Here is an 18384-nt window from a genome sequence, read left to right on the forward strand (position 1 = left end):
ACTTACGGCTTGTCCCCGGATTTCGGCAGTTTTGCGGCCAGTTCTGCCGCCCCCGGAAGATGGGACAGGGCAATCAGGAACGCCTTGACCTCTACGCCGGGAAGGTCGGGGGCCAGAGGGAAAATGCCCTCCAAAATGGCCCCGCGCTCAATCAGGCGGCGGGTGCGGGCCTTGCGTTCCTCGTTGCGCTGTTTGTTCTCCAAAATCTTCTGGCGGTTCTCAAGCTGCCGGATCTCCTTCAGGACTTCTTCGCGCTCGTCTTTTTTCTGTTTCGCTTGGGCGGTGCTGTCTTTGTGCATATCGCTTTCTCCTTTGGCGGCTCCATCCAGCCGCGCCTGATATAATATTTCTGTAACTTGATGATGGCGTTGCGTACCGTGACAATGGCAGCCGATGTGGTAAAGCCCTCGGCCCCGGCAATTTCCTTGAAGGGCTTGCCCTCCCAAAACCGGGCGTGAAGGCAGCTCGCCTGCCGGGGCGTCAGGGTGGCAAGGGCCTCCCGGAGCTGTTCCATCCTCAGGGCACGGGCGGCCTCCTGTTCCCGTTCCGTTTCCTTCTCCATCAGAATATCCTCCGGGGAAACGGCCTGCTCCGGGAAATGGTTTTCCATGCCGGGGGATGCGTCCAGAGAGTAACAGTGATAGTGCTGTTTGGCGTCATTGGCGTCCTCTGCGCGGCTTTCCTCCACAATGGCGTCTGCCACCTCGTCCGGCACTTCCACAAAGGTGTCTTTCTTACAAATCGGGTAGTAGTATTTTTTCAGGTTGATGGTTTTCATAGGCCACCTGTCCATTTTCGGCGCACGAAGTACCGGCGCAGCCGCCGAAGCGCCGCATGGATGGACTTCCCCGCCTGGGATGGGGTGATACCCTCCATCACGGCAATGTCCTTCACTTTCATCCCCAGCATATACCGGGCATGGACGCGGCGGGCCTGCGTTGGGGGCAAAGAGGAAATGGCCTCATAGAGCCGCCGGAGCAGTTCGGCGTGTTCAGCCTGTTCCTCTTTCTGCACGATGTAGTCCTCTGGCGATGGCTGCGCCCAGCCGATGGCAGCCTTCTCAATCCCGTCGTCACAGTCAAGGGAGTAGTGGGCCTTGTAGCGGTACATCTTGCGCTCCCTGGCGGCCTCAGCCCGCTTGTCCAGCAGAAACGCTTCAACGATTTCATCCGACACCTCTACAAAGGTGTCCTCGGTGCAGAACGGGTAATACTGTTTCAGGTTGATCGTCTGCATAGGCCCGCCCTCATTCTGACGGGAAAAGGCCGTCATAGCAGCGGCGCATATTCCGCAGGCCTCGCCGGATGGCAATGCTGACTTTGCTACTGTGTACGCCCTCCATCTGGGCAATTTGGGGCTGGTTGATACCGGCGATGTAGTAGGCCCGGACACGGCGGGCCTGGGTGGGAGTGGTATGAGACAGGGCCTCCGGCAAGGCGGCAACCAGCCGCAGGCGGGCGGCCCGTTCCTCACGCTCCAAAAGGATTTCCTCCGGCGACCTGCCGTGTTCCAGCGCGTAGTTCTCCGCCCAGCTATATGCGTCCAGAGAGTACCAGGCGCGGTGGTAGACCTTCCGGCGCTCATAGTTGTTCATCTCGCGCTGGGCCTGCCGCATGGCCTCCCAAACCTCATCGCTGACCTCTACAAACTCGTCGTGCCGGTAGTGGGGATAAATCCACCGCAGATTGATTGTTTTCATAGGCTTACCTCCTGAAAATGGGAGAGGCGGGCAGCTTGTCCGCTGTCCGCCTCCCGCTGGGATAAGGGAAACAATCCCTTTCACTTGGTAGCCCGAAAAGGGGTCATTCGTATGGGTGGTTTCTCAAAATTTTTTGAAAAATTTTTCTGACCGCTTCAATGGAGCCTTGCACCGAACTCTTGGAGCAGCCGCACAGGGCAGCGATTTCCGAAAAACTCAGCCCGTCCAGGGCATAGAGCAGGAACCGGCGGCGCTGGGCCTCGGTGCAGGTGTCCAGGACGGCCATCAGCTCCCCCAGCGTTTCCATGCGGCAAAGGTAGTCCTCCGGCGTTTCGCCGTAGATACCCACGCCCTCGGTGGCAACTATGTACTCGTCAAACTCCCGGCCATCCCAGTGCCGCCGCTGCTCATGGAACAGGTTCTCGGTCTTGTGGTCGGCCCGGTCAAGAAATTCATAGACTTCCAGCGTGACCTCCACGGCCACAGCTTGTCCGTCGTAATTGATGGTGACTTCCATCTGCCTTTCCTCCGTTCAGATTTTTTGCGGGAAAATCTGAACGGGGCGGCGGGGAACGGCACCGGGGGCAGGGCTCGGGCCATGTTGACCCGATGTTCCGTCCCCACAGGTATGAAAAAGCGCCCGGACAGCAGAAAGCTATTCGAGCGCAAAAAATACGGTATTCAGTTACATTGTGACAATTTTCGCACTGGCTGCCAGACGGGGCCTGTTCAGTGGCTGGGCTTTTTTTGACGGTAGTGCAAACATCGTCTGAATTTGTCGGCGGTCAGTGTGCTTCATGGCGGCTCCCTCCGTAAGCCGCCGTGTCAGTGTGTAGGCGTCACTCCTTTGTCGAGGGCATAAAGAACGGCGGTCTTGATGTACTCAAAACCGCCGTTCCATTTTAGGCGTGATGATTGTCTGCTGAACGACGGCTTTTTTTCTTTGCCGTCGTCCGGCAGAATATTTCACTCAATATTAAGTTCTGCACTACCTGTAAATTCTTCTCCCCATATTCCGAAATAGCTACTTCCGTTACCGACCTCAAATTTGCCGGTAAAGGTATCATTCGCCTGGAGAATTACAGTCGGGTCATTATTTCCTGATTGTAAGAAAATAATAGCTTCGCCTTCTTCAATCGTTAAAGTACATTCCACCTCAACGGTAGATCCTTTTTCACGCTCTACAGTAGTTCCTCCAAATAAAATTTCTGTTCCTGAAAAGCGAGTATAATCTGCCTGATATGTGCCAGTATAGCTATCTTCTCCTGCTGTACGTTTACCCTGCAAAAAGATTTCATTTGTAAGTGCAGTCTTTCCGCCTGCCTCATTGACTGAATTTATAGCATTTAATATTGTGTCCTTTACCTCGTCATCAGCAAGGTTCGCGGCAGAATCTAAAAGAGCATTTTTCCCATTTATCAGGTTTTCAAGAACAGCGTCTTTTCCATCAGCTAAAGCTTCAAAGACCTTTGAACAACCACATAAATTTAATACGCACGTCAGCGCTAATATGAAATAGATCTTTTTCTTCATTTGCTCACCAGCCTCGTTTTCTGGCCGTCTTTCTTTTTTTCTTCGTGGCTACAAGTATCTGCGGCTTTCGCCCTTTTTTTGCCAGCAATAATATGGAACATCCGATAATGGCCAATAATATAAAGATTGCAGGCAAAGGATGATAACTCATTCCATTTTCAACACCACACTCAGGGTCCATCAAAATCATACTTGCCTTAATTGGATACCAATTAAGCAACGTACCTTCAAAAGTACCAAAATAGCCGTAAACAAATGCAATCGCAACGCCCCCGAGAAAATTATTGGGAGAGCAGCTCATAATCAATATTATAGGTAAAACAGCAATATAAACGAGAACATTTGCTCCTGTTATCTGTAAAAGTGAGCTGCACACCGAACCCACGCTAATTCCTGGAAATCCGGCTGCCGCACTAACCGTCAAACCAATCAGATTGCTAAAAAAGCTAAAAAAAATCGTAAGAAGCAAAAGGATCATCAATTTTCCTGCAAGCAGTCTGCGATAAGATAAAGGAATCGTCAAAATGTTTTTTATCGTATCGTTGGTATATTCTCTCGTGATAATATAACCGGCAATCAAGGTTATGATAATCGGAAAAAACAACGTGCAGTTGTTAATCAAAACCTGACGCATAAAATATTCAAATGTCCATGTTTTTCCATCATCAGCCGTTGAATAAAAGAGAGACAGAAGTGCTGAGAGGGAAGTCATAATTATACCGGCTTTCACAACCGAGTATCGTTTCAGTTTAATAAACTCCATCTTTACTATTTTTCCCATCCTGTTCACCTCGTCCATTTTTTATAAAATCGAATAATCAGCCACAAAGAAAGAGCAACCGTAATCAGCATGAGGAGTAGCGTATGGAGTGTACTGGGAATAATCGCATATGCCTCCGGCAGAAGATTATCTTTCTGTAAATGCTCCATCATGGAGCCGCTGGTCCAGTTCATCACACAGATTACTGGAAAAGAGTTCAAAAACATAATTTTAGTTTCGCTGATTGTTGTTCCAACAGTGCCCAGTATTCCCCAATTTAAAATCGAGTAAAAGAATGACAGCAGGATGGACAACAGGAATGTACGGTTAAAATAAATAATCAGCAGAACAATCGGAAGAGATGCTGCAACGATGAGAATACCAAATACAATACTCATAATCAGCTTGTAACCCATCCCGTAAACCATTCCCATTTGAAAGACTTTTGCAAAAACAGCAACTGCAAGTGTGCTGATTATGCAAAAAGAAATACCAAAGATGAATAGCAGTGAAATCTTAGCCAAAATGAGTTGCGTATTCGTAACGGGGATCGTTCGTATATTTTTGAAAGTATCACAGTCACGTTCCATAAAAAACAGAACAGCAGCAATAATGCCGATTAAACATGGCAGCAAAAATACCAGGCCATATCCCAACATCATGGTGTAGGCGTAATCAAATCGGGTTTGCAGATAATGTTCTGTCGTATCTGCCGTCGAACCGGCTTTTGTCATATATACCAAAATAACAGGGAAAAACAATGCCAATGACAGAAACGCATAAATTAACTTTTTGCGCTTTAATTTCCAAAATTCACACTTAATCAATTTAAGCAATTCCTTCACCTCCGGTAACCTTTTTGAAATAATCCTCTAATGTTTCTTCACAAAGGTGAGCTTCGCTGACTGCAACTTTGTTGGAATCAAAAGCATGAATTATAAAAGCCGCGTCCAGATTGAGATCGTACAGCATAAGGTTATGGTCGTCTTTTATGCTGAAATTTTGTGTATGGAACTCTGTTTCCAGAATGCGCCCCGCCTGCGCAGCGTCTGATATTCTAAAATGAATATATCTTCCATTTCTTTGTTCTAATTCTTCCAAACTTTCTTCTTCCAGCAAAACACCATGATCGATAATTCCAATATCATCAGCCAGCAGTGCAATTTCGGACAAGATATGACTTGAAATCAAAATGGTTTTTCCGCGTTCCGTACAAAGGCTGCGGATAAATTTTCTGACCTCAGCAATACCGATGGGGTCAAGTCCGTTAATTGGTTCGTCCAGAATTAAAAGTTCCGGGTCATGCATGATTGCAAGGGCAATCGCAAGACGCTGTTTCATTCCTAAAGAATATTGGGAAAACAGCTTCTTATCCCGATAAGGCAGCCCTACCAATTCAAGAGAACGGCGAATGGAATCCCTTCCCGGCACGCCTCTAAGCTCTGCAAAAATCCGAAGATTTTCAGTGCCAGTTAAATTGGGATAAAAACCCGGCGATTCAATCAAGCTACCAATACGGGGAAGTATTGTTCTTTCATCCGTCTGGATATTCCTGCCAAAAATATGCACAGTTCCGGAAGTTGGTTCTGTCAGCCCCAACAGCATTTTCATGGTTGTAGTTTTACCGGCTCCATTTCTCCCCAATAAACCATAGATACGTCCCCTTTTTACATGAATATTCAAGTCCGCAACACTTTTTTGTGTTTCATACTGTTTAGTAAGATTTCGTGTTTCAATAACATAATTATTCATTATACATAGCCTCCTTTTTGCCACTGATTATACTTTACCATGCCAACCTAACTTAAACCTAACCTAAACCTAACCGGCAGCTAAAATTTATCCTCTTACAAAAAGTCCCCTGCGTTTGGCAGGGGAAACTTCAAGCACTCAAGGGGAAATCTATCATGAATATTGTTTTTTTATTAGGAACGCTGCTGACCGATATTGCTCCTCCCATTTTTTCAACCAACTGCTTTGTAATGGAAAGACCCAAACCGCTCCCTTTTCCAGACCTCCCTTTATCACATTTGTACAATCGTTCAAAAACATGCTGTAAATCTTCCTTGCTAATTCCAATACCATTATCACAGATAGAAATTTCAATATGACGTTCCATTTTGTGCATGATAATTTCAATGGAACTGGCATGGCTATGAGATATGACATTTTGTATCAGATTGTTGATAATACGGGTATAAGCATTTTCATCAATCATGATTTCACAGGCAGAAGATGGAAAATCTATATTAAAATCCAATCCGCATTCTTCAAAGACAGGTATCCAGTCTTTCAATATTGTACGGGTAAATTCAGTAACTTCAGTAGGTGTCATTACTATATCAAGATCTCCTGAATTTAATTTGAACCAATCAAACAGTATGTCGATATAATCTTTCAAATCATGGGCTTTTTTCCGGGCTGTTTCTATATAGGTTTCTTTATCAGCCCCAACCACAATTTCTTTATGAACAGCATCCAGATAGCCGATCAGAATGGTAAGCGGTGTTCTTACGTCGTGAGATAGGCTTGACATTAGCTGTTTGTTGGCTTCATCCAGTTTGTTCATGGAAATAATGCGGCTTTCATAATTATTTACAATCGCATTGATTTTATAGGCTAACGGGGCTGTCAGGTCACTTTGGCTTGCAAGTATTTTAAGGTTTGCATTTCCACCTTCAATTTCCCCCAAAGCCTCTTCCATATCTGAAAATTTTTTCTTTGTATGAATCAGTTTCGCCCATAGTATCACTGATACGAGGAAGAAAAATATACATCCTCCAAGGGCATATACAAAAGCATTTGAATACAGCAAGCCTTACACCTCCTTACTAAAGCGATACCCCATACCTTTTACCGTTTGAATAACAGAAGATTTGTCAGAATCCGGTTCTATTTTTTTGCGGAGTTTGCTAATCATAACCATGATGTTTGCATCGTCAAAACAATATTCTTCCTTCCATACAGCCTCATAAATCTGTTTTTTTGTCAGAATTTTTCCCTGATTGCGCGCAAGGTATAAAAGAAGTTCAAATTCTTTATTTGGCAATTCAAAAGTACCTTTTTCCGTGGTAACACTATGCTCGTCCAGATTGATCTCCAACCCCTTGTAAACCAGTTTTCCCAAAGTATCATCAATCACACTGAACTGGGTAAAACGACGAATCAGAGATATAACACGCGCCACAAATTCATCAACATCAAACGGCTTTGTCAGATAATCGTCTGCGCCAGCCCGCAGTCCCCGAACCTTACTAAGATTATCGCTTTTCGCCGTTAACATCAGAATTGGGATATTGCTTTTTTCTCTGATATGCTCCATTGTCTCAAAGCCATCCAATCCAGGCATCATTATATCTAATACAATTAACTGATATTGTTTGGTTGAGAGAAGAAATATTCCATCTTTTCCCGAATGGCAAACATCAGCATTTATATTTTCTACCAATACGCTTCGTTGTAATAACTCACATAATTCTTTATCATCATCTATAATTAAAATTTTGTTCATCCCACTTCTCCTTTATGATTTGCAAATTCTGTTCTTTGACTTCAAACTATTTATCCGGGTTTTTCCCATATATCCAATTATATTTCTTTGTTTTGCGGAATACAAGGTGGGAAATGTGTCGGTATTATTATAATTTAATGCAAATCGAAGTCTTTACCTAAAAGCTAATTGTAGATCAATTCGTCTTGAATGATTTCCTCCACCTGCACTTTCAGAGTGTCCATCAGCCCCACCCAGCGCATAGGGTCACGGGCTTTTAGTTCCTCGGTGACGCCCGCCGCCTCCATCATGCGGGGCAGCATGGCGTCCATGCGCTCCCGCGCCGTCCGGTCAATCTCCAACAGGTGCGGGTACAGCTTTTCACTCAAAATCAAGCTGCTGTAAAGGCCGGGCCGGTGTTCCTTCAGGTAGCGTTGCCGCATACGGCCATACTTGCCGATGGGGGCCTCCGGCTGCCCGGAAAGTTTCAGGTCGGGGATGTAGTAATCCCCGCAGCGGGTGTAAGTCAATTCGTTCATGTTCGTCCTCCTTTGCACTGTGACGGTTAAACTGCGGCGCTGGCCGATATGGTGGCCTTGCGCGGCTCCTGCCTGGGCAACTGGCTGACAGGGATAAAAATGCCTTTTTCCATGTCCTCAGCCCGGATCGCGGCCTTTGCCACCTCCACCTGGACCTTGCGCTTGGCGTTGTAGCGTTCTTCCCATTCCTTCTGCTTGCCGTTGGCCTTGCGACGTAAGTAGTTCTGGTGAAGCCTGTCCTTGCGCTCCTCCTTCTTCCGCAGTTCTTCCTGTTCCTCCGGGGTCAGGGGAACCGGCTGCAAGGCGGGCGGGATATACCGGCCCACAAAGTTGAAGTAGATTTCAACCTCCTGTGTGGTGTCTTGGCTGCCTTTCCGGGCGCGTTCATGGACAAGGATTTTCTCTACAAACTCGTTGAGCATGGTGTTTGTCAGCGTGTCGAAGTTTTCATACTTGTCAATCAGGGCAATAAACTTCTCCGCAGATTTCCGGCTCTGCTCGTAGCCAGTAACGGCCTTTTCCAGTTCCGCGATTTCCGCATTGAGAGCGTCCTGCTCTTTGGCATACTGTGCGTCCAGGGCCTCATACCGGGCGTCCGGCAGCTTACCCAGGGCGTTGTCCTCATAGATTTTGCAGATCAGCTTTTCCAGTTCCCCGGCCCGCTTTTGGGCGGCGGCCAGCCGTTTCCGCTTTTTGGATATGTCGGCGGTCTGCTGGGCGGCCTGCGTTTCCTGGACAGTGCGGATAAACTCAGCCCTGTCATTCTTGGAATACTCCGCGATGGCCCGGAGCATATCGGTTATCAGGGTCAGGACGGCCTCGGCCCGGATGCGGTGCTGTGTGCCGCAGAGCGTCCCGCATGGGACTTTGGTGTATTGGCTGCAAGTAAACTGTGGATCGCGCTTTCCGTTGTAGGTGCGGTGAACATACATCTTGCCGCCGCAGTCAGCGCAGTACATCAGGCCGGTCAGGGGATGGGCCTCGCCCCAGCCGTCCGGGTAGCGCCGGACATTTGCCCGGATACGCTGCACATTGTCAAAGGTTTCCTGGTCGATGATGGCCTCATGGGTATTCTCGAAAATCGTCCACTCGCTTTCGTCAACATAGTGGCTTTTCTTGTCCTTGAAGTGCTTGCGGGTCTTGAAATTGATGGTGTGGCCCAGGTATTCCCGCTTTTTCAGGATGTTTACAATGGTGGATGAACCCCAGCCATAAGGGTCTTTGACCGGCTTCGTCCTGTTTACTCCTTCGTCAAAGCGTGCCAGATGGACAGCGGGGATTTCAACCTTTGCCTCGGACAGTAGCCTGGAGATTTGATAGGGGCCGTAGCCCTCCATCGTCAGGGAAAAGATACGGCGTACCACTTCGGCGGCTTCTTCGTCCACAAGCCAGTGTTCCCGCTTCTCGTCCCACAAGTAGCCGTAAATAACGGTGCCGGTCAGGTGCTTGCCGCTCATGCCCTTGGACTTGAACACGGAGCGGATTTTCCGGCTGGTGTCGCGGGCGTAAAACTCATTCATAATGTTGCGGAAAGGGGTAAAATCATCATCACCTTTCAGACTGTCTACACCGTCATTGATGGCGATCAGCCGGACACCGCGCTGCCGCAAAATCTCCATAACCTGGCCGACTTTCAGATAGTCACGCCCCAGGCGGCTCATGTCTTTGATAACAATGGCCTCCACCCGTCCGGCCTCGACTTCCTCCATCATCGCCAGAAAGCCGGGGCGGTCAAAGCGGGTTCCCGATACACCGTCATCGGTGAAATGCCGGGGATTGGGCAGGTTATTCCGGCGGGCAAACTCCTCTAACATCTGCTTTTGATGGCTTATGGAATTACTCTCGCCCTGTAACTCATCGTCGCGGCTCAAACGCTCGTACAGTGGGGTGATTTTTTCGTTTCTCATGGCTGTACCTCCTGAAATGAAAATGCTCTAAGTGACTGCTTCACTAACCATGACAAAAGCCATGATTAAGAAGTCACTTAGAGCATACATCTCCCGCAGCCAGCTTGTACTTTTTGTACTGACGGACGGCGAAGTGGTTGGGCTTCTCTGCCTCCAGCGCGTCAAACATCAGGTCCACGGGGTTCTTGAACTCCTCGTCATCCTCCCGGACCTCCATCGCGTTGATGAACTCGATGAGGGTGGAGAAATTCTGTTCCTCCACCGGGGCCTCGTAGTGGATATACCCAATGAGGGCGCAGTACAAAAGCGTCTCGGCCTTAACCCAAAAATCGTCCCCGGCCTTGCCCTCGCCCTTGGTGTTGGCGATCAGCGTCGTGACCAGTTTCAAGATGTCCTTTTCGGAGTGGATGTAGGCAAAGGGATTATAGTGCATGGACTTCTTGAAGTTGATGGTATTGAGGACTTTGATCCGATAAGGCTCATAGATGTCCTTGCCGTGCTTATCCTTCATGGGCTTGCCGTCCTTGCCCAGCTTGGGTGTGCCGCGCTGAAGCATTTTGCCGCACTCCACCAGGATGGTGCCTTTTGGGTCTGTCACCACATAGGAGCTGTGCATCTGCATCAGGTTCGGTTTCAGCCAGAAGCGGGTCTTGCCGGAACCGGAGCCACCGATCACCAGCACATTTTTGTTTCTGGCGGTCTTGGGGTCCTTGGGGCGGCTGTTCATGGTCAGGCTCTCGGTTTTAGTCAGAATCACATTGTTCTGGAACACCGGGTCGATGTAGGGTGCGATGTCCTCATGGGTGCCCCATGAGGCGTTTTGTCAAGTGCTTTTTTGAGTTATTGACGCAAATGATAGTGAAAGCGCGAAAGTGCAAAGTGCAAAGGGTCTGCGTTTTGCACTTTCAGCTTGCGGTTTCGGGCGGCTGCTTCTTTTTGAGGAAGTTGTACCATTGACCGCCGACGCGCCTTGCGCCCAAAATGCCGCCCATATTGCGCTTGGCGTTCTGTACTGTCCTCTCGGATATTCCGGCTTCGGCTGCGGCTTTTACAATGTCCTCGCTGGCAAGCTCTTTCCCGTCTGCAAGTAAATCCAGTATCAGCCGTTCCGCCTGTTCGGTCTTGGTGGCGGTATTCCCGCCCGCGCCGGATAGAAGTTCCTCGGCGGTTATGTCGTATTCGCCTATCCATGAAAATCCTGTTTCCGGGTCAAGGCAAAAGGCAACGGGCTTTCCCTCCGGCGCAAGGGAAGATTTGTCATGGACGATTACCCGCACATTCGGCTCACGCTTCACGCGCCCGATTAAAAGCACGCTCCTTGCCGCCGCCCGGAAGTCGATAGAGCCTAAGCCCCGGTACGCGCTTTGTCCTCCGGCGGCTTTGTTCAAGTGTCCGATAAGGATAACGGCGCAGCCGGTACGCTCGGCAACTTCGGCAAGCCTGCGGAAAATGGGGCGTACCTCGTTTGCCTTGTTCATGTCGGCTTTCTCGCCCATGTACGCCTGTATGGGGTCAAGGATAATCAGCCGCGCCCCATTCTGTACGATTGCCTTTTCTATGCGCTCGTCGGAGAGGGTAAGCTCCCGCTTGGCTTCGTCAATGACAAGTACGCGGTCAAGGTCTGCGGCGGCTTCTATCAACCGGGGCTTGACGGTATCGCCCAAACCGTCCTCGGCGGTCTGGTAAATCACTTGGAACGGCGGCAGGGGCTTCATTCCCGGCAGCGTTCCCCCTGTGGTACAGGCGGCGGCAAGGCGTAGGGCAAAGGTGGTCTTTCCCTCGCCGGGGTTGCCCTGTACGATAGTCACTTTCCCAAAGGGGATATACGGCTCCCATAGCCATTCAACGGCTTGCGTGTCAACCTCGCTCATGCGGATAATCTCAACGGTTTCTTCCTGTGGCGGCGGCTCTTTCAAGCCGTAAACGGCTTCCCGCAAATACTTCCCGTCTGTGATTTCCCCCTTGCGCTGCAATACCTCGTTCCAGTCTTTGAAAAGCGGCACAAGGCGGTGGACGGTCAAGCCCTCCGTCGTGAGGTCTACAAGGCGGCTGCAAGCGTCGTTCCCGGCTTGGTCGCTGTCAAGGCAGAGGTAAACGGTCTTGATGTTCGGACGGTCAGAGAGGAAACGCAACAGGGCTTTTTCCCCCACGCCGCCCAATGACAGGTAGCTTTGTTTCTGCCATTCCTTTTTGAACAGGCAGAGAAAAGATAACAGGTCAATAGGGGCTTCAAAGACGAAAAGCCGTTCGCCCTCGCCCCGGTAGCAGAAATTAAATGCCTTGTCGCTGCCTTTCACATCAAGCCGGAAGTTTCCGGCTGTGCCGCGCTGGTGGGCGTATCTCGGTACGCCGTCCTCGTCCCGCCCCACAAATACGGCGTTGTGGTGGGCGGCTTCCTCGTAAATATCCCCGCTGGCAAGAAAAAAGCCCGTCACATCTTCGTCAATGCGGCGGGCTGCTGTGAGGTAGTTCCTCGCTGTTCGGTTGTCGGTGTTCCGGGGCGGTAGCCGGAAGTCGGAGAGGGGCGCGGGGCAAGGTCTGTCCGGCGGCGGGGCGGCTCCTTTCTCGCCTGTGAGAAATTCAACGGCTTCGGTAAAGCTCTTGCCGAAAAACTCCATGACAAAATCAACGGGGCCGCCGCCTTTGCTCTGGCTGTGCCTGTACCACTTGTTCCCCCGGATTGTCAGGCTGTCGTGCCGCTTCCAGCGGTATTCCTGTCCGGCGCGGGTAAGCTGCTCGCCCTGTGATTGCAGGAACGAAACAAGGTCGGCTTGGTTTGCCCGGTCTATCTGGTCTTGGGTATAATACAAAAAAATCAACTCCTTTCATCGGTCTAAGTCGTGTCGCTTGGTGCGGCTTTGCTCCGGCTGCTCGGCGCGGAGTGCGACATCAACACACTTGCGTATCTTCTGAAGCTCGGCTACTTCGGCGCAGGCAGCTTTCAGTTTTGCATAGTCCTCGCTGTCCTGCGCCTTTAGGGTGGCGTATTCCTGTTCCCATTCCGCGATAGGCAGGCTCTTTGTTCCTTTCGGCAGCTTCGCATGGAGATAGCGGCTTGCCGCTTCCCATAGGGCAAGCTCGGCGCGGTGGGCTTCCTCGTACTTGTCGCGTTTGCTCGTCCAGCCGTTTTTCAGCGTCTTTAGCTGGTCGCGGACGGGCTTATACTTGGTGTAGTTCTTCCCGCACTCAATCAGCTTTTGAAGCTCTTTCATTCGCTGCTCGGCGGTTTTCATTCCCGCCCGGATAGAATAGGCGTTATCACTGACAGAGGAAAGGGCTGCGTCCAGCTCCGCAAGGGTGGAAATGCCATGCTCGGATAAATAGTTGACTGCCGCCGATACGGTTTTCAGTTCGTCGGCTACGTGCTGCCTTTGCCAACTCTGCGAATACTTCCGGCTCTTTTCCCTCTGAATGCTTAGATATTTCATCAAGAGGTTTGCAAGTCCGGGGGATTGCGGGGGCTGCTCCGGGGCGGTTTCCCTTTCGGCAAGCAGTCCGGCAAGCCATTCTTTGAGCTTGCCGATCTGCGCCCGGATTTCCCGGATAAGACGGTTTGCTTTCTGGATATTCCGGTTAAGCTCGCCTTTCTCGGTGGTTACGCCTTTCTTCTCCATTTGGCAAGCCGCCACGCCCATGTGGACGGTGGGTATCTCGTCAATGCCGCGCTCGGCGTTGCTGCGGTGGTCGATACGCTCCGTACTTCCGGCGCGTTCAAGGTAGGCATTTGAAATGTCCGCCCACGCCTTGCGCCACAAGAGGGCGTTGCCCTTGTCGTTCCAGCCGGTAAGGTCTACTTTGTGCGTCTTGTATCTGCCGCTTGGTAAGCGTATGCGCTCGCCGTTTTCGTCAAGGTCATATTCCTTTTTGGATTTCGCCGCCCATGCGCCGCGCTCGTCAAGGGGGCGCATGGTAAGCATGATATGACAATGGGGATTTCCGTCGCCCTTGTCGTGTATGCAGAAGTCGGCGCACATTCCTTTGGAAACAAATTGAGAGGAACAGTATTCCCGGACAAGCCGTATCTGTTCCTCTCGTGATAATTCTATGGGGAGTGCCGCGTCAATCTCCCTTGCAAGCTGGGCGTTTCCGGCTTTCTCGTAAAGCTCCACACTGTTCCACAAAGTAGCGCGGTCAGAGAAAGAGGGCGGGGCGTGGGGCGGCAACAGGATTTCCGTATGGACTACACCGCCTTTATGGGTGTAGTCATGGGTTTCTCCGTCCCACTCGTTTGTGATTTTCTCGCCGCTTCGGTAAGCGGCTGCGGCAACGGCAGATTTGCCTTTTCCCCGGCTGATTATGCTGATGTTACAATGGTAAATGGCTATGGGTATCACCTCCGTTAGAGCGTCATTCAAACTTGTCGGAAGTGAACAGCTTGCAGCGCAAGGTGTTCGCTTCCGGCAAGTACACAAAGGGGTAGACAGCGCAAGCTGTCGCAGGGGAAGTGTAGCTTCCCCTGTCTGCGGCAAAGCCGCCATATCGGAGCGTGGGGAAAGTTCCCTGTGCGGAGATAAGCCCTCGGCAGAGCGCACACGCCCGTAAGGGTGTATAAGTGCGCCCTTAGTGCCTAAGGGATTTATCCGGCGTTCCCGCCCTCGGCTCGTTTTTTCAAAAACTCATGCGCTGGCTCGCTCGTCAAGGCAACCCTGAGAAGCGCGGCGGCTTCCTCGTCGGTCATGGTCTTGGCTTCCGGCACAATGCTTTCAAAGACCGCGCCCCGGACGATAAGGCGGTGGCTGCGTGTCCGGCGTTCTTCCTGTGACAGCTTTTGCCGCAGCACCTTTTCCCGGTTTTCGTACTGCTGGATTTTCTTCTTGCTGTCCTCAATCTCGGCGGTCAATTCCTCGCGGGTTTTCTCTCTCGGTTTTGTCATAGCTGGTCGCTCCTTTCTGCCTGTCGGCATAGAAAAAGGACAGTCGATTTTCTCGGCTGTCCCCTGTGGGTGGTTTATTTAATTTTACTGTGTTTTTCTTGCTAATCTGGAAGTCGCATATTGTATTCTATGTCGGCATTTTGGCTTATTTATCAAACGAAATATCAATATCCCCATCTTGTGTTGAAATTGATATTGTTTTATCTCCGCCAACCTTAGAATTGAGATTGCTATTACCACCTACGGTTTCGGTAACAATACTATAATCTGCCATGTTGCCACTAAATGTTCCTATAACATTCCCATTTTTCGTTTCACAAGCTAACTCTTGCATTATAGCGGTGTTGTCAAAAGAAATATTACCATCAAGTGTGTTTATTTGCAAATGGTTGATTGTCGCACTTCCAAAAGCTATATTTCCATTATTAGTAGTTATTGTTATATCCTGAATATCCACATTTCCGATATTTATATCACCATCCAGTGTTTCAATACACAAATTGCCGGTGTAATTATCGGGAAGCGATAACACTAATTTAACATTTTTATAAGAGTCATCTTCAGAATATCTATCCCCTATATTAGATTGAGATTGCTTTGTAATCGTCAACTCTCCATTTTCTTCTGTTATCTCATAATCTTCACTTCCATCATCTGCTCGATAATATGTGACAGAAACAGTTTTACTATCTGAACTGACTATCTGAATGGGAGTATTTTTCTCATCTATCGTAACGCTTTCAATCTCGTCCGAAGCAGAATATGTATTTTCTTCATAATGAGGTGCCGTTCCTCTTAAATGAATATTACTACATCCGCAAAATAGGTATGTCATACTTAATAACAACAAAAAGGCAAGGAACTTTTTCATCATTTATTCTCCTTTTAAATTTTCAGTTTGCCGCTCGGTTTACTTTGGCTTGTTTTTTTAAGTATAGCACAAGACTATGAACAAATCTACATCATTTTAGCCTGTCGGCGGCGTTGTTCTCTCTGGCATACTGCCGCGCTGCTTCCCGCCGTTCCTCGCTGTATGGGGCGGTCAGACGGAAAGAGAAGCGTCCTTTCTCAATATCAAACTCCATGCAGCCCGTTTCCGGGTCTGCGTCGGTCTGCTGGCAATTCGCCGGATAACGGCGGCTGTATGCAAGCAGCCGCTTCTTTAAGGCGGTGTTGTGGGTGCGGATATGGATAAGAGGGTCTTTCTCGTCAAACCAAATGTCGGTGGTCTTTTCCTGCTTGGTAAGCCCTGTTTTCATAAACTCTCCTTTCTGCGCCCCTGTTACGCAATAGGGGCATTTTTCGGGTGTTTTCCCCGGCTCTTGACTTGGGAAAAACGGCGTTTTTGACGATAAAAACCGCCCGGACGGGGAATGTATCGTCGGGGCGGCTGTTATCGCAAGGTTTCCGTTTTTTCCGGCTCTTGACCGTCAGACGCGGAAAAGCGCAAACTGTCGGCAAGTATCAGTTTTAGCAGCTTGTCGCGGAAAGTTTCTGTGCCGCTGCGGTTAAAAAACAATTCCGCAACAATGGTCTGCCCGTTTCCCTGTGTCGTGATAACTCCGTCCGGCTTGGTCGGCGGGATAGGCGTTCCTTTCTTTTCTGTCAATGGCAACTCCTTTCTCCGGGCGCGAAAAAGGGATTTCCCGTATCTGGAAAATCCCTCTCTGCTGTCGGCTATTCTGTTTTACTGTGCGGGGGCTGCGGCGGCTGCCTGCGCCTTTTTCCTCGCCCTGTATTCCCGCGCTTTCATGCGGTCATATTCCCGCTGCTTTTCAAGGTTACGCGCCCGGTACTCCCTTGAATACGCTCTGTGATAAGCGCGGCTCCTTTCCTTTTTTGCTTCCTCGATTTCCTCCCGCATTTGCCGGATTTCCTGCTCCGTCGGCTCGGCAAGCTGTGTCACTTCGTTTTCAAACCTGCCGATGTGGTTGAAATATATCCCGATGTGCTGAATGGCGTATCTCGCCCTTTTCTGGTCGCGCTCATGCACTTCAATCCGGCTGATAAACTCGTTGAGAATTGCGGGGGTAAGGTCGGTAAAGGCGGCATAGCGTTCCGTCAGCTTCAAAAACTTCTGCGCCCGTCCTCCCGCATTTTCAAAAGCGGATAGCTGTTCTTGGAGTGCAGCAAGCTCCGCTTTCAGCGTGTAGTATTCTTCTGAATACTTCTGCGACATTTGCTCATAGCGGTCTTGCGGGATAGTACCCAGCGCGTTGTCCTCATAAAGTTTATTCAGTACCTTGTCAATCTGTTCAAGGCGCGTCGTGATTTGCGGGATACGCTTCTGCTGTTTCTTTGTCTTGTCGGTCTGCTGCATGGCAAGGCTCTTTTTTACTAAGGCTTCAAACTCTGCCCGATTGCTGATAGAGTATTCCGCGATTTTTTTCAGCACGTCCGCGACGGTCTGCATAAGCAGATCCGCGTCGATGATGTGCGGGGAATTGCATTTAGGATTTTTGGCTTTCCCTTTATGGTACTCGCTGCAATAGGCAATATGCCGCTTGCCGCCGTTTCGGTAATCTATGCGAATGTGCATTTTTGAACCGCAGTCTTTACAGAAAAGCAAGCCGGCAAGAGGGTGGATTTCTCCGTCCCCGTTGGGGCGTTTGACAGGTGCGTTTTCCAAAATCCGCTGCACATTTTCAAAGTCTGTGCGGTCGATAATCGGCTCATGCACATTTTCTGTGATGTGCCACTGGCTTCTGTCTACATAGTGGTTTCGCTTATCCCGGAAATGCTTTGTAGTCTTGAAATTGACTACATCGCCGCAATACTCCTGCCGCGTGAGGATATGGGTCAGCGTGGCTTTGTTCCACTTATAGCGGTTATCCTCGTTGAGCGTCTTATTTTTACAAGTTCCCCGCCCCCGGTCTTTCATGTAGAAAGTGGGGGTCGGGATTTGCTCTTGTGTCAGATATACGGCGATTTGGTTTCGGTTTTTCCCGTCCAGAAACAGACGAAAAATAAGGCGTACAACCTCGGCGGCTTCCTCGTCGATTATCCAAAAATCCTTGCTGTCGGGGTCTTTGACATAGCCGTAAGGGGCTTCGGTGGCAATCGGCTTTCCACTCATGCCTTTGGTCTTAATGCCCGTTTTCACTTTCTTGCTTATGTCCTTTGCGTACCACTCCGACATGATGTTGATAAAGGGCGCAAACTCCAATGTGTCGGGCTTCTCGCTGTCTATGCCGTTGTTTACCGCGATAAAGCGCACATTGTTCCGTCTGAATATCTCCATAGCGTTTCCAACTTGGAGATAGTCGCGCCCCCAGCGGGTCAGGTCTTTCATAATGCACACGCCGATTTTGCCGCTTTCCACATCTTCAATCATGCGGGAGTAGGCGGAACGGTCAAAAAATCTGCCGCTTTCGTCGTCGTCGATGTAGTGCCGGATATTGGTTAGGTGCTGCCCTCTGGCGTAGTTCTCTAAAAAAATCTTCTGGTTTTGTATGCTGTTGCTCTCGCCGCCGTCCCTGTCCTCGTCCCCTACGGAAAGGCGGGAGTAAAGGGCTGTGATTTTGCTGTAATTAGTCATGTGCATAACCTCCTGTGCGTCCATATAGGTTTCCTTTACACTTAA

At 49.7% G+C, this 18384-nt stretch carries 20 protein-coding genes and 1 pseudogene; all 21 read right to left on the minus strand.

Going from position 1 to position 18384, the window contains the following annotated elements:
* Positions 1–2: 2 nt before the first annotated feature.
* Positions 3–299 carry a DUF3847 domain-containing protein gene (locus B5F54_RS12215; protein WP_087234552.1) on the minus strand — a complete coding sequence of 99 codons (297 nt, stop codon included), beginning with the start codon at positions 297–299 and terminating at the stop codon, positions 3–5.
* Positions 239–778, minus strand: coding sequence for an RNA polymerase sigma factor (locus B5F54_RS12220; RefSeq protein ID WP_087234553.1), 540 nt, complete (start codon positions 776–778; stop codon positions 239–241). Before B5F54_RS12220 ends, B5F54_RS12215 begins: the two co-directional genes overlap by 61 nt.
* Positions 775–1236, minus strand: a complete 462-nt coding sequence (locus B5F54_RS12225) for an RNA polymerase sigma factor (protein ID WP_087234554.1) — start codon at positions 1234–1236, stop codon at positions 775–777. The genes B5F54_RS12220 and B5F54_RS12225 overlap by 4 nt, the downstream gene beginning before the upstream one ends.
* A gap of 10 nt (positions 1237–1246) precedes the next feature.
* Positions 1247–1699, minus strand: coding sequence for an RNA polymerase subunit sigma-24 (locus tag B5F54_RS12230; protein ID WP_087234555.1), 453 nt, complete (start codon positions 1697–1699; stop codon positions 1247–1249).
* Positions 1700–1802: 103 nt separating this feature from the next.
* Complete coding sequence (locus B5F54_RS12235; RefSeq protein ID WP_087234556.1) at positions 1803–2216, minus strand: RNA polymerase sigma factor; 414 nt, start codon at positions 2214–2216, stop codon at positions 1803–1805.
* A gap of 449 nt (positions 2217–2665) precedes the next feature.
* Positions 2666–3232, minus strand: a complete 567-nt coding sequence (locus tag B5F54_RS12245) for a hypothetical protein (RefSeq protein ID WP_087234557.1) — start codon at positions 3230–3232, stop codon at positions 2666–2668.
* Between the two features lie 4 nt (positions 3233–3236).
* Positions 3237–4013: an ABC transporter permease gene (locus tag B5F54_RS12250; RefSeq protein WP_087234558.1), complete on the minus strand. Its 777-nt coding sequence runs from the start codon at positions 4011–4013 to the stop codon at positions 3237–3239.
* 5 nt (positions 4014–4018) lie between these two features.
* A complete protein-coding gene (locus tag B5F54_RS12255; protein WP_087234559.1) occupies positions 4019–4828 on the minus strand; it encodes an ABC transporter permease in 810 nt (269 codons plus the stop codon).
* On the minus strand, positions 4821–5744 hold the full coding sequence (locus B5F54_RS12260) for an ABC transporter ATP-binding protein (RefSeq protein WP_162609373.1): 924 nt from the start codon (positions 5742–5744) through the stop codon (positions 4821–4823). Before B5F54_RS12260 ends, B5F54_RS12255 begins: the two co-directional genes overlap by 8 nt.
* A gap of 130 nt (positions 5745–5874) precedes the next feature.
* Positions 5875–6804: a sensor histidine kinase gene (locus tag B5F54_RS12265; protein ID WP_442856126.1), complete on the minus strand. Its 930-nt coding sequence runs from the start codon at positions 6802–6804 to the stop codon at positions 5875–5877.
* Positions 6805–6810: 6 nt separating this feature from the next.
* Entirely contained in the window at positions 6811–7503 is a 693-nt protein-coding gene (locus B5F54_RS12270) for a response regulator transcription factor (RefSeq protein WP_087234560.1), read from the minus strand.
* Between the two features lie 164 nt (positions 7504–7667).
* Complete coding sequence (locus B5F54_RS12275; RefSeq protein ID WP_087234561.1) at positions 7668–8021, minus strand: TnpV protein; 354 nt, start codon at positions 8019–8021, stop codon at positions 7668–7670.
* A 26-nt stretch (positions 8022–8047) separates the two neighbouring features.
* Positions 8048–9928 carry a recombinase family protein gene (locus B5F54_RS12280; protein WP_087234562.1) on the minus strand — a complete coding sequence of 627 codons (1881 nt, stop codon included), beginning with the start codon at positions 9926–9928 and terminating at the stop codon, positions 8048–8050.
* Positions 9929–10019: 91 nt separating this feature from the next.
* A pseudogene (locus B5F54_RS12285) lies at positions 10020–10748 on the minus strand (type IV secretory system conjugative DNA transfer family protein); the annotation flags it as partial.
* Positions 10749–10833: 85 nt separating this feature from the next.
* Positions 10834–12738: an AAA family ATPase gene (locus B5F54_RS12290; protein ID WP_087234563.1), complete on the minus strand. Its 1905-nt coding sequence runs from the start codon at positions 12736–12738 to the stop codon at positions 10834–10836.
* A gap of 15 nt (positions 12739–12753) precedes the next feature.
* Positions 12754–14262, minus strand: a complete 1509-nt coding sequence (gene mobQ, locus B5F54_RS12295; RefSeq protein ID WP_140400378.1) for a MobQ family relaxase — start codon at positions 14260–14262, stop codon at positions 12754–12756.
* A 242-nt stretch (positions 14263–14504) separates the two neighbouring features.
* Positions 14505–14801 (minus strand): DUF3847 domain-containing protein, encoded by a 297-nt coding sequence (locus tag B5F54_RS12300; protein ID WP_087234564.1) that lies wholly within the window; start codon positions 14799–14801, stop codon positions 14505–14507.
* 145 nt (positions 14802–14946) lie between these two features.
* Positions 14947–15672: a DUF4097 family beta strand repeat-containing protein gene (locus B5F54_RS12305; protein WP_071434528.1), complete on the minus strand. Its 726-nt coding sequence runs from the start codon at positions 15670–15672 to the stop codon at positions 14947–14949.
* A 91-nt stretch (positions 15673–15763) separates the two neighbouring features.
* On the minus strand, positions 15764–16060 hold the full coding sequence (locus B5F54_RS12310; RefSeq protein ID WP_071434522.1) for a hypothetical protein: 297 nt from the start codon (positions 16058–16060) through the stop codon (positions 15764–15766).
* Positions 16061–16194: 134 nt separating this feature from the next.
* Positions 16195–16410, minus strand: a complete 216-nt coding sequence (locus B5F54_RS12315) for a transposon-encoded TnpW family protein (protein ID WP_071434520.1) — start codon at positions 16408–16410, stop codon at positions 16195–16197.
* Positions 16411–16488: 78 nt separating this feature from the next.
* Positions 16489–18363 carry a recombinase family protein gene (locus B5F54_RS12320; RefSeq protein ID WP_087234565.1) on the minus strand — a complete coding sequence of 625 codons (1875 nt, stop codon included), beginning with the start codon at positions 18361–18363 and terminating at the stop codon, positions 16489–16491.
* Positions 18364–18384 lie beyond the last annotated feature (21 nt).

The organism is Anaeromassilibacillus sp. An250 (assembly GCF_002159845.1).
Lineage (GTDB): Bacteria > Bacillota > Clostridia > Oscillospirales > Acutalibacteraceae > Anaeromassilibacillus > Anaeromassilibacillus stercoravium.

Coding starts and splice junctions, on each gene's coding strand:
- B5F54_RS12220 (WP_087234553.1), bottom strand. CDS start 778: ATGAAAACCATCAACCTGAAAAAATACTACTACCCGATTTGTAAGAAA.
- B5F54_RS12230 (WP_087234555.1), bottom strand. CDS start 1,699: ATGAAAACAATCAATCTGCGGTGGATTTATCCCCACTACCGGCACGAC.
- B5F54_RS12245 (WP_087234557.1), bottom strand. CDS start 3,232: ATGAAGAAAAAGATCTATTTCATATTAGCGCTGACGTGCGTATTAAAT.
- B5F54_RS12280 (WP_087234562.1), bottom strand. CDS start 9,928: ATGAGAAACGAAAAAATCACCCCACTGTACGAGCGTTTGAGCCGCGAC.
- B5F54_RS12270 (WP_087234560.1), bottom strand. CDS start 7,503: ATGAACAAAATTTTAATTATAGATGATGATAAAGAATTATGTGAGTTA.
- B5F54_RS12310 (WP_071434522.1), bottom strand. CDS start 16,060: ATGAAAACAGGGCTTACCAAGCAGGAAAAGACCACCGACATTTGGTTT.
- B5F54_RS12215 (WP_087234552.1), bottom strand. CDS start 299: ATGCACAAAGACAGCACCGCCCAAGCGAAACAGAAAAAAGACGAGCGC.
- B5F54_RS12260 (WP_162609373.1), bottom strand. CDS start 5,744: ATGAATAATTATGTTATTGAAACACGAAATCTTACTAAACAGTATGAA.
- B5F54_RS12275 (WP_087234561.1), bottom strand. CDS start 8,021: ATGAACGAATTGACTTACACCCGCTGCGGGGATTACTACATCCCCGAC.
- B5F54_RS12235 (WP_087234556.1), bottom strand. CDS start 2,216: ATGGAAGTCACCATCAATTACGACGGACAAGCTGTGGCCGTGGAGGTC.
- B5F54_RS12320 (WP_087234565.1), bottom strand. CDS start 18,363: ATGGACGCACAGGAGGTTATGCACATGACTAATTACAGCAAAATCACA.
- B5F54_RS12250 (WP_087234558.1), bottom strand. CDS start 4,013: ATGGGAAAAATAGTAAAGATGGAGTTTATTAAACTGAAACGATACTCG.
- B5F54_RS12300 (WP_087234564.1), bottom strand. CDS start 14,801: ATGACAAAACCGAGAGAGAAAACCCGCGAGGAATTGACCGCCGAGATT.
- B5F54_RS12305 (WP_071434528.1), bottom strand. CDS start 15,672: ATGAAAAAGTTCCTTGCCTTTTTGTTGTTATTAAGTATGACATACCTA.
- B5F54_RS12225 (WP_087234554.1), bottom strand. CDS start 1,236: ATGCAGACGATCAACCTGAAACAGTATTACCCGTTCTGCACCGAGGAC.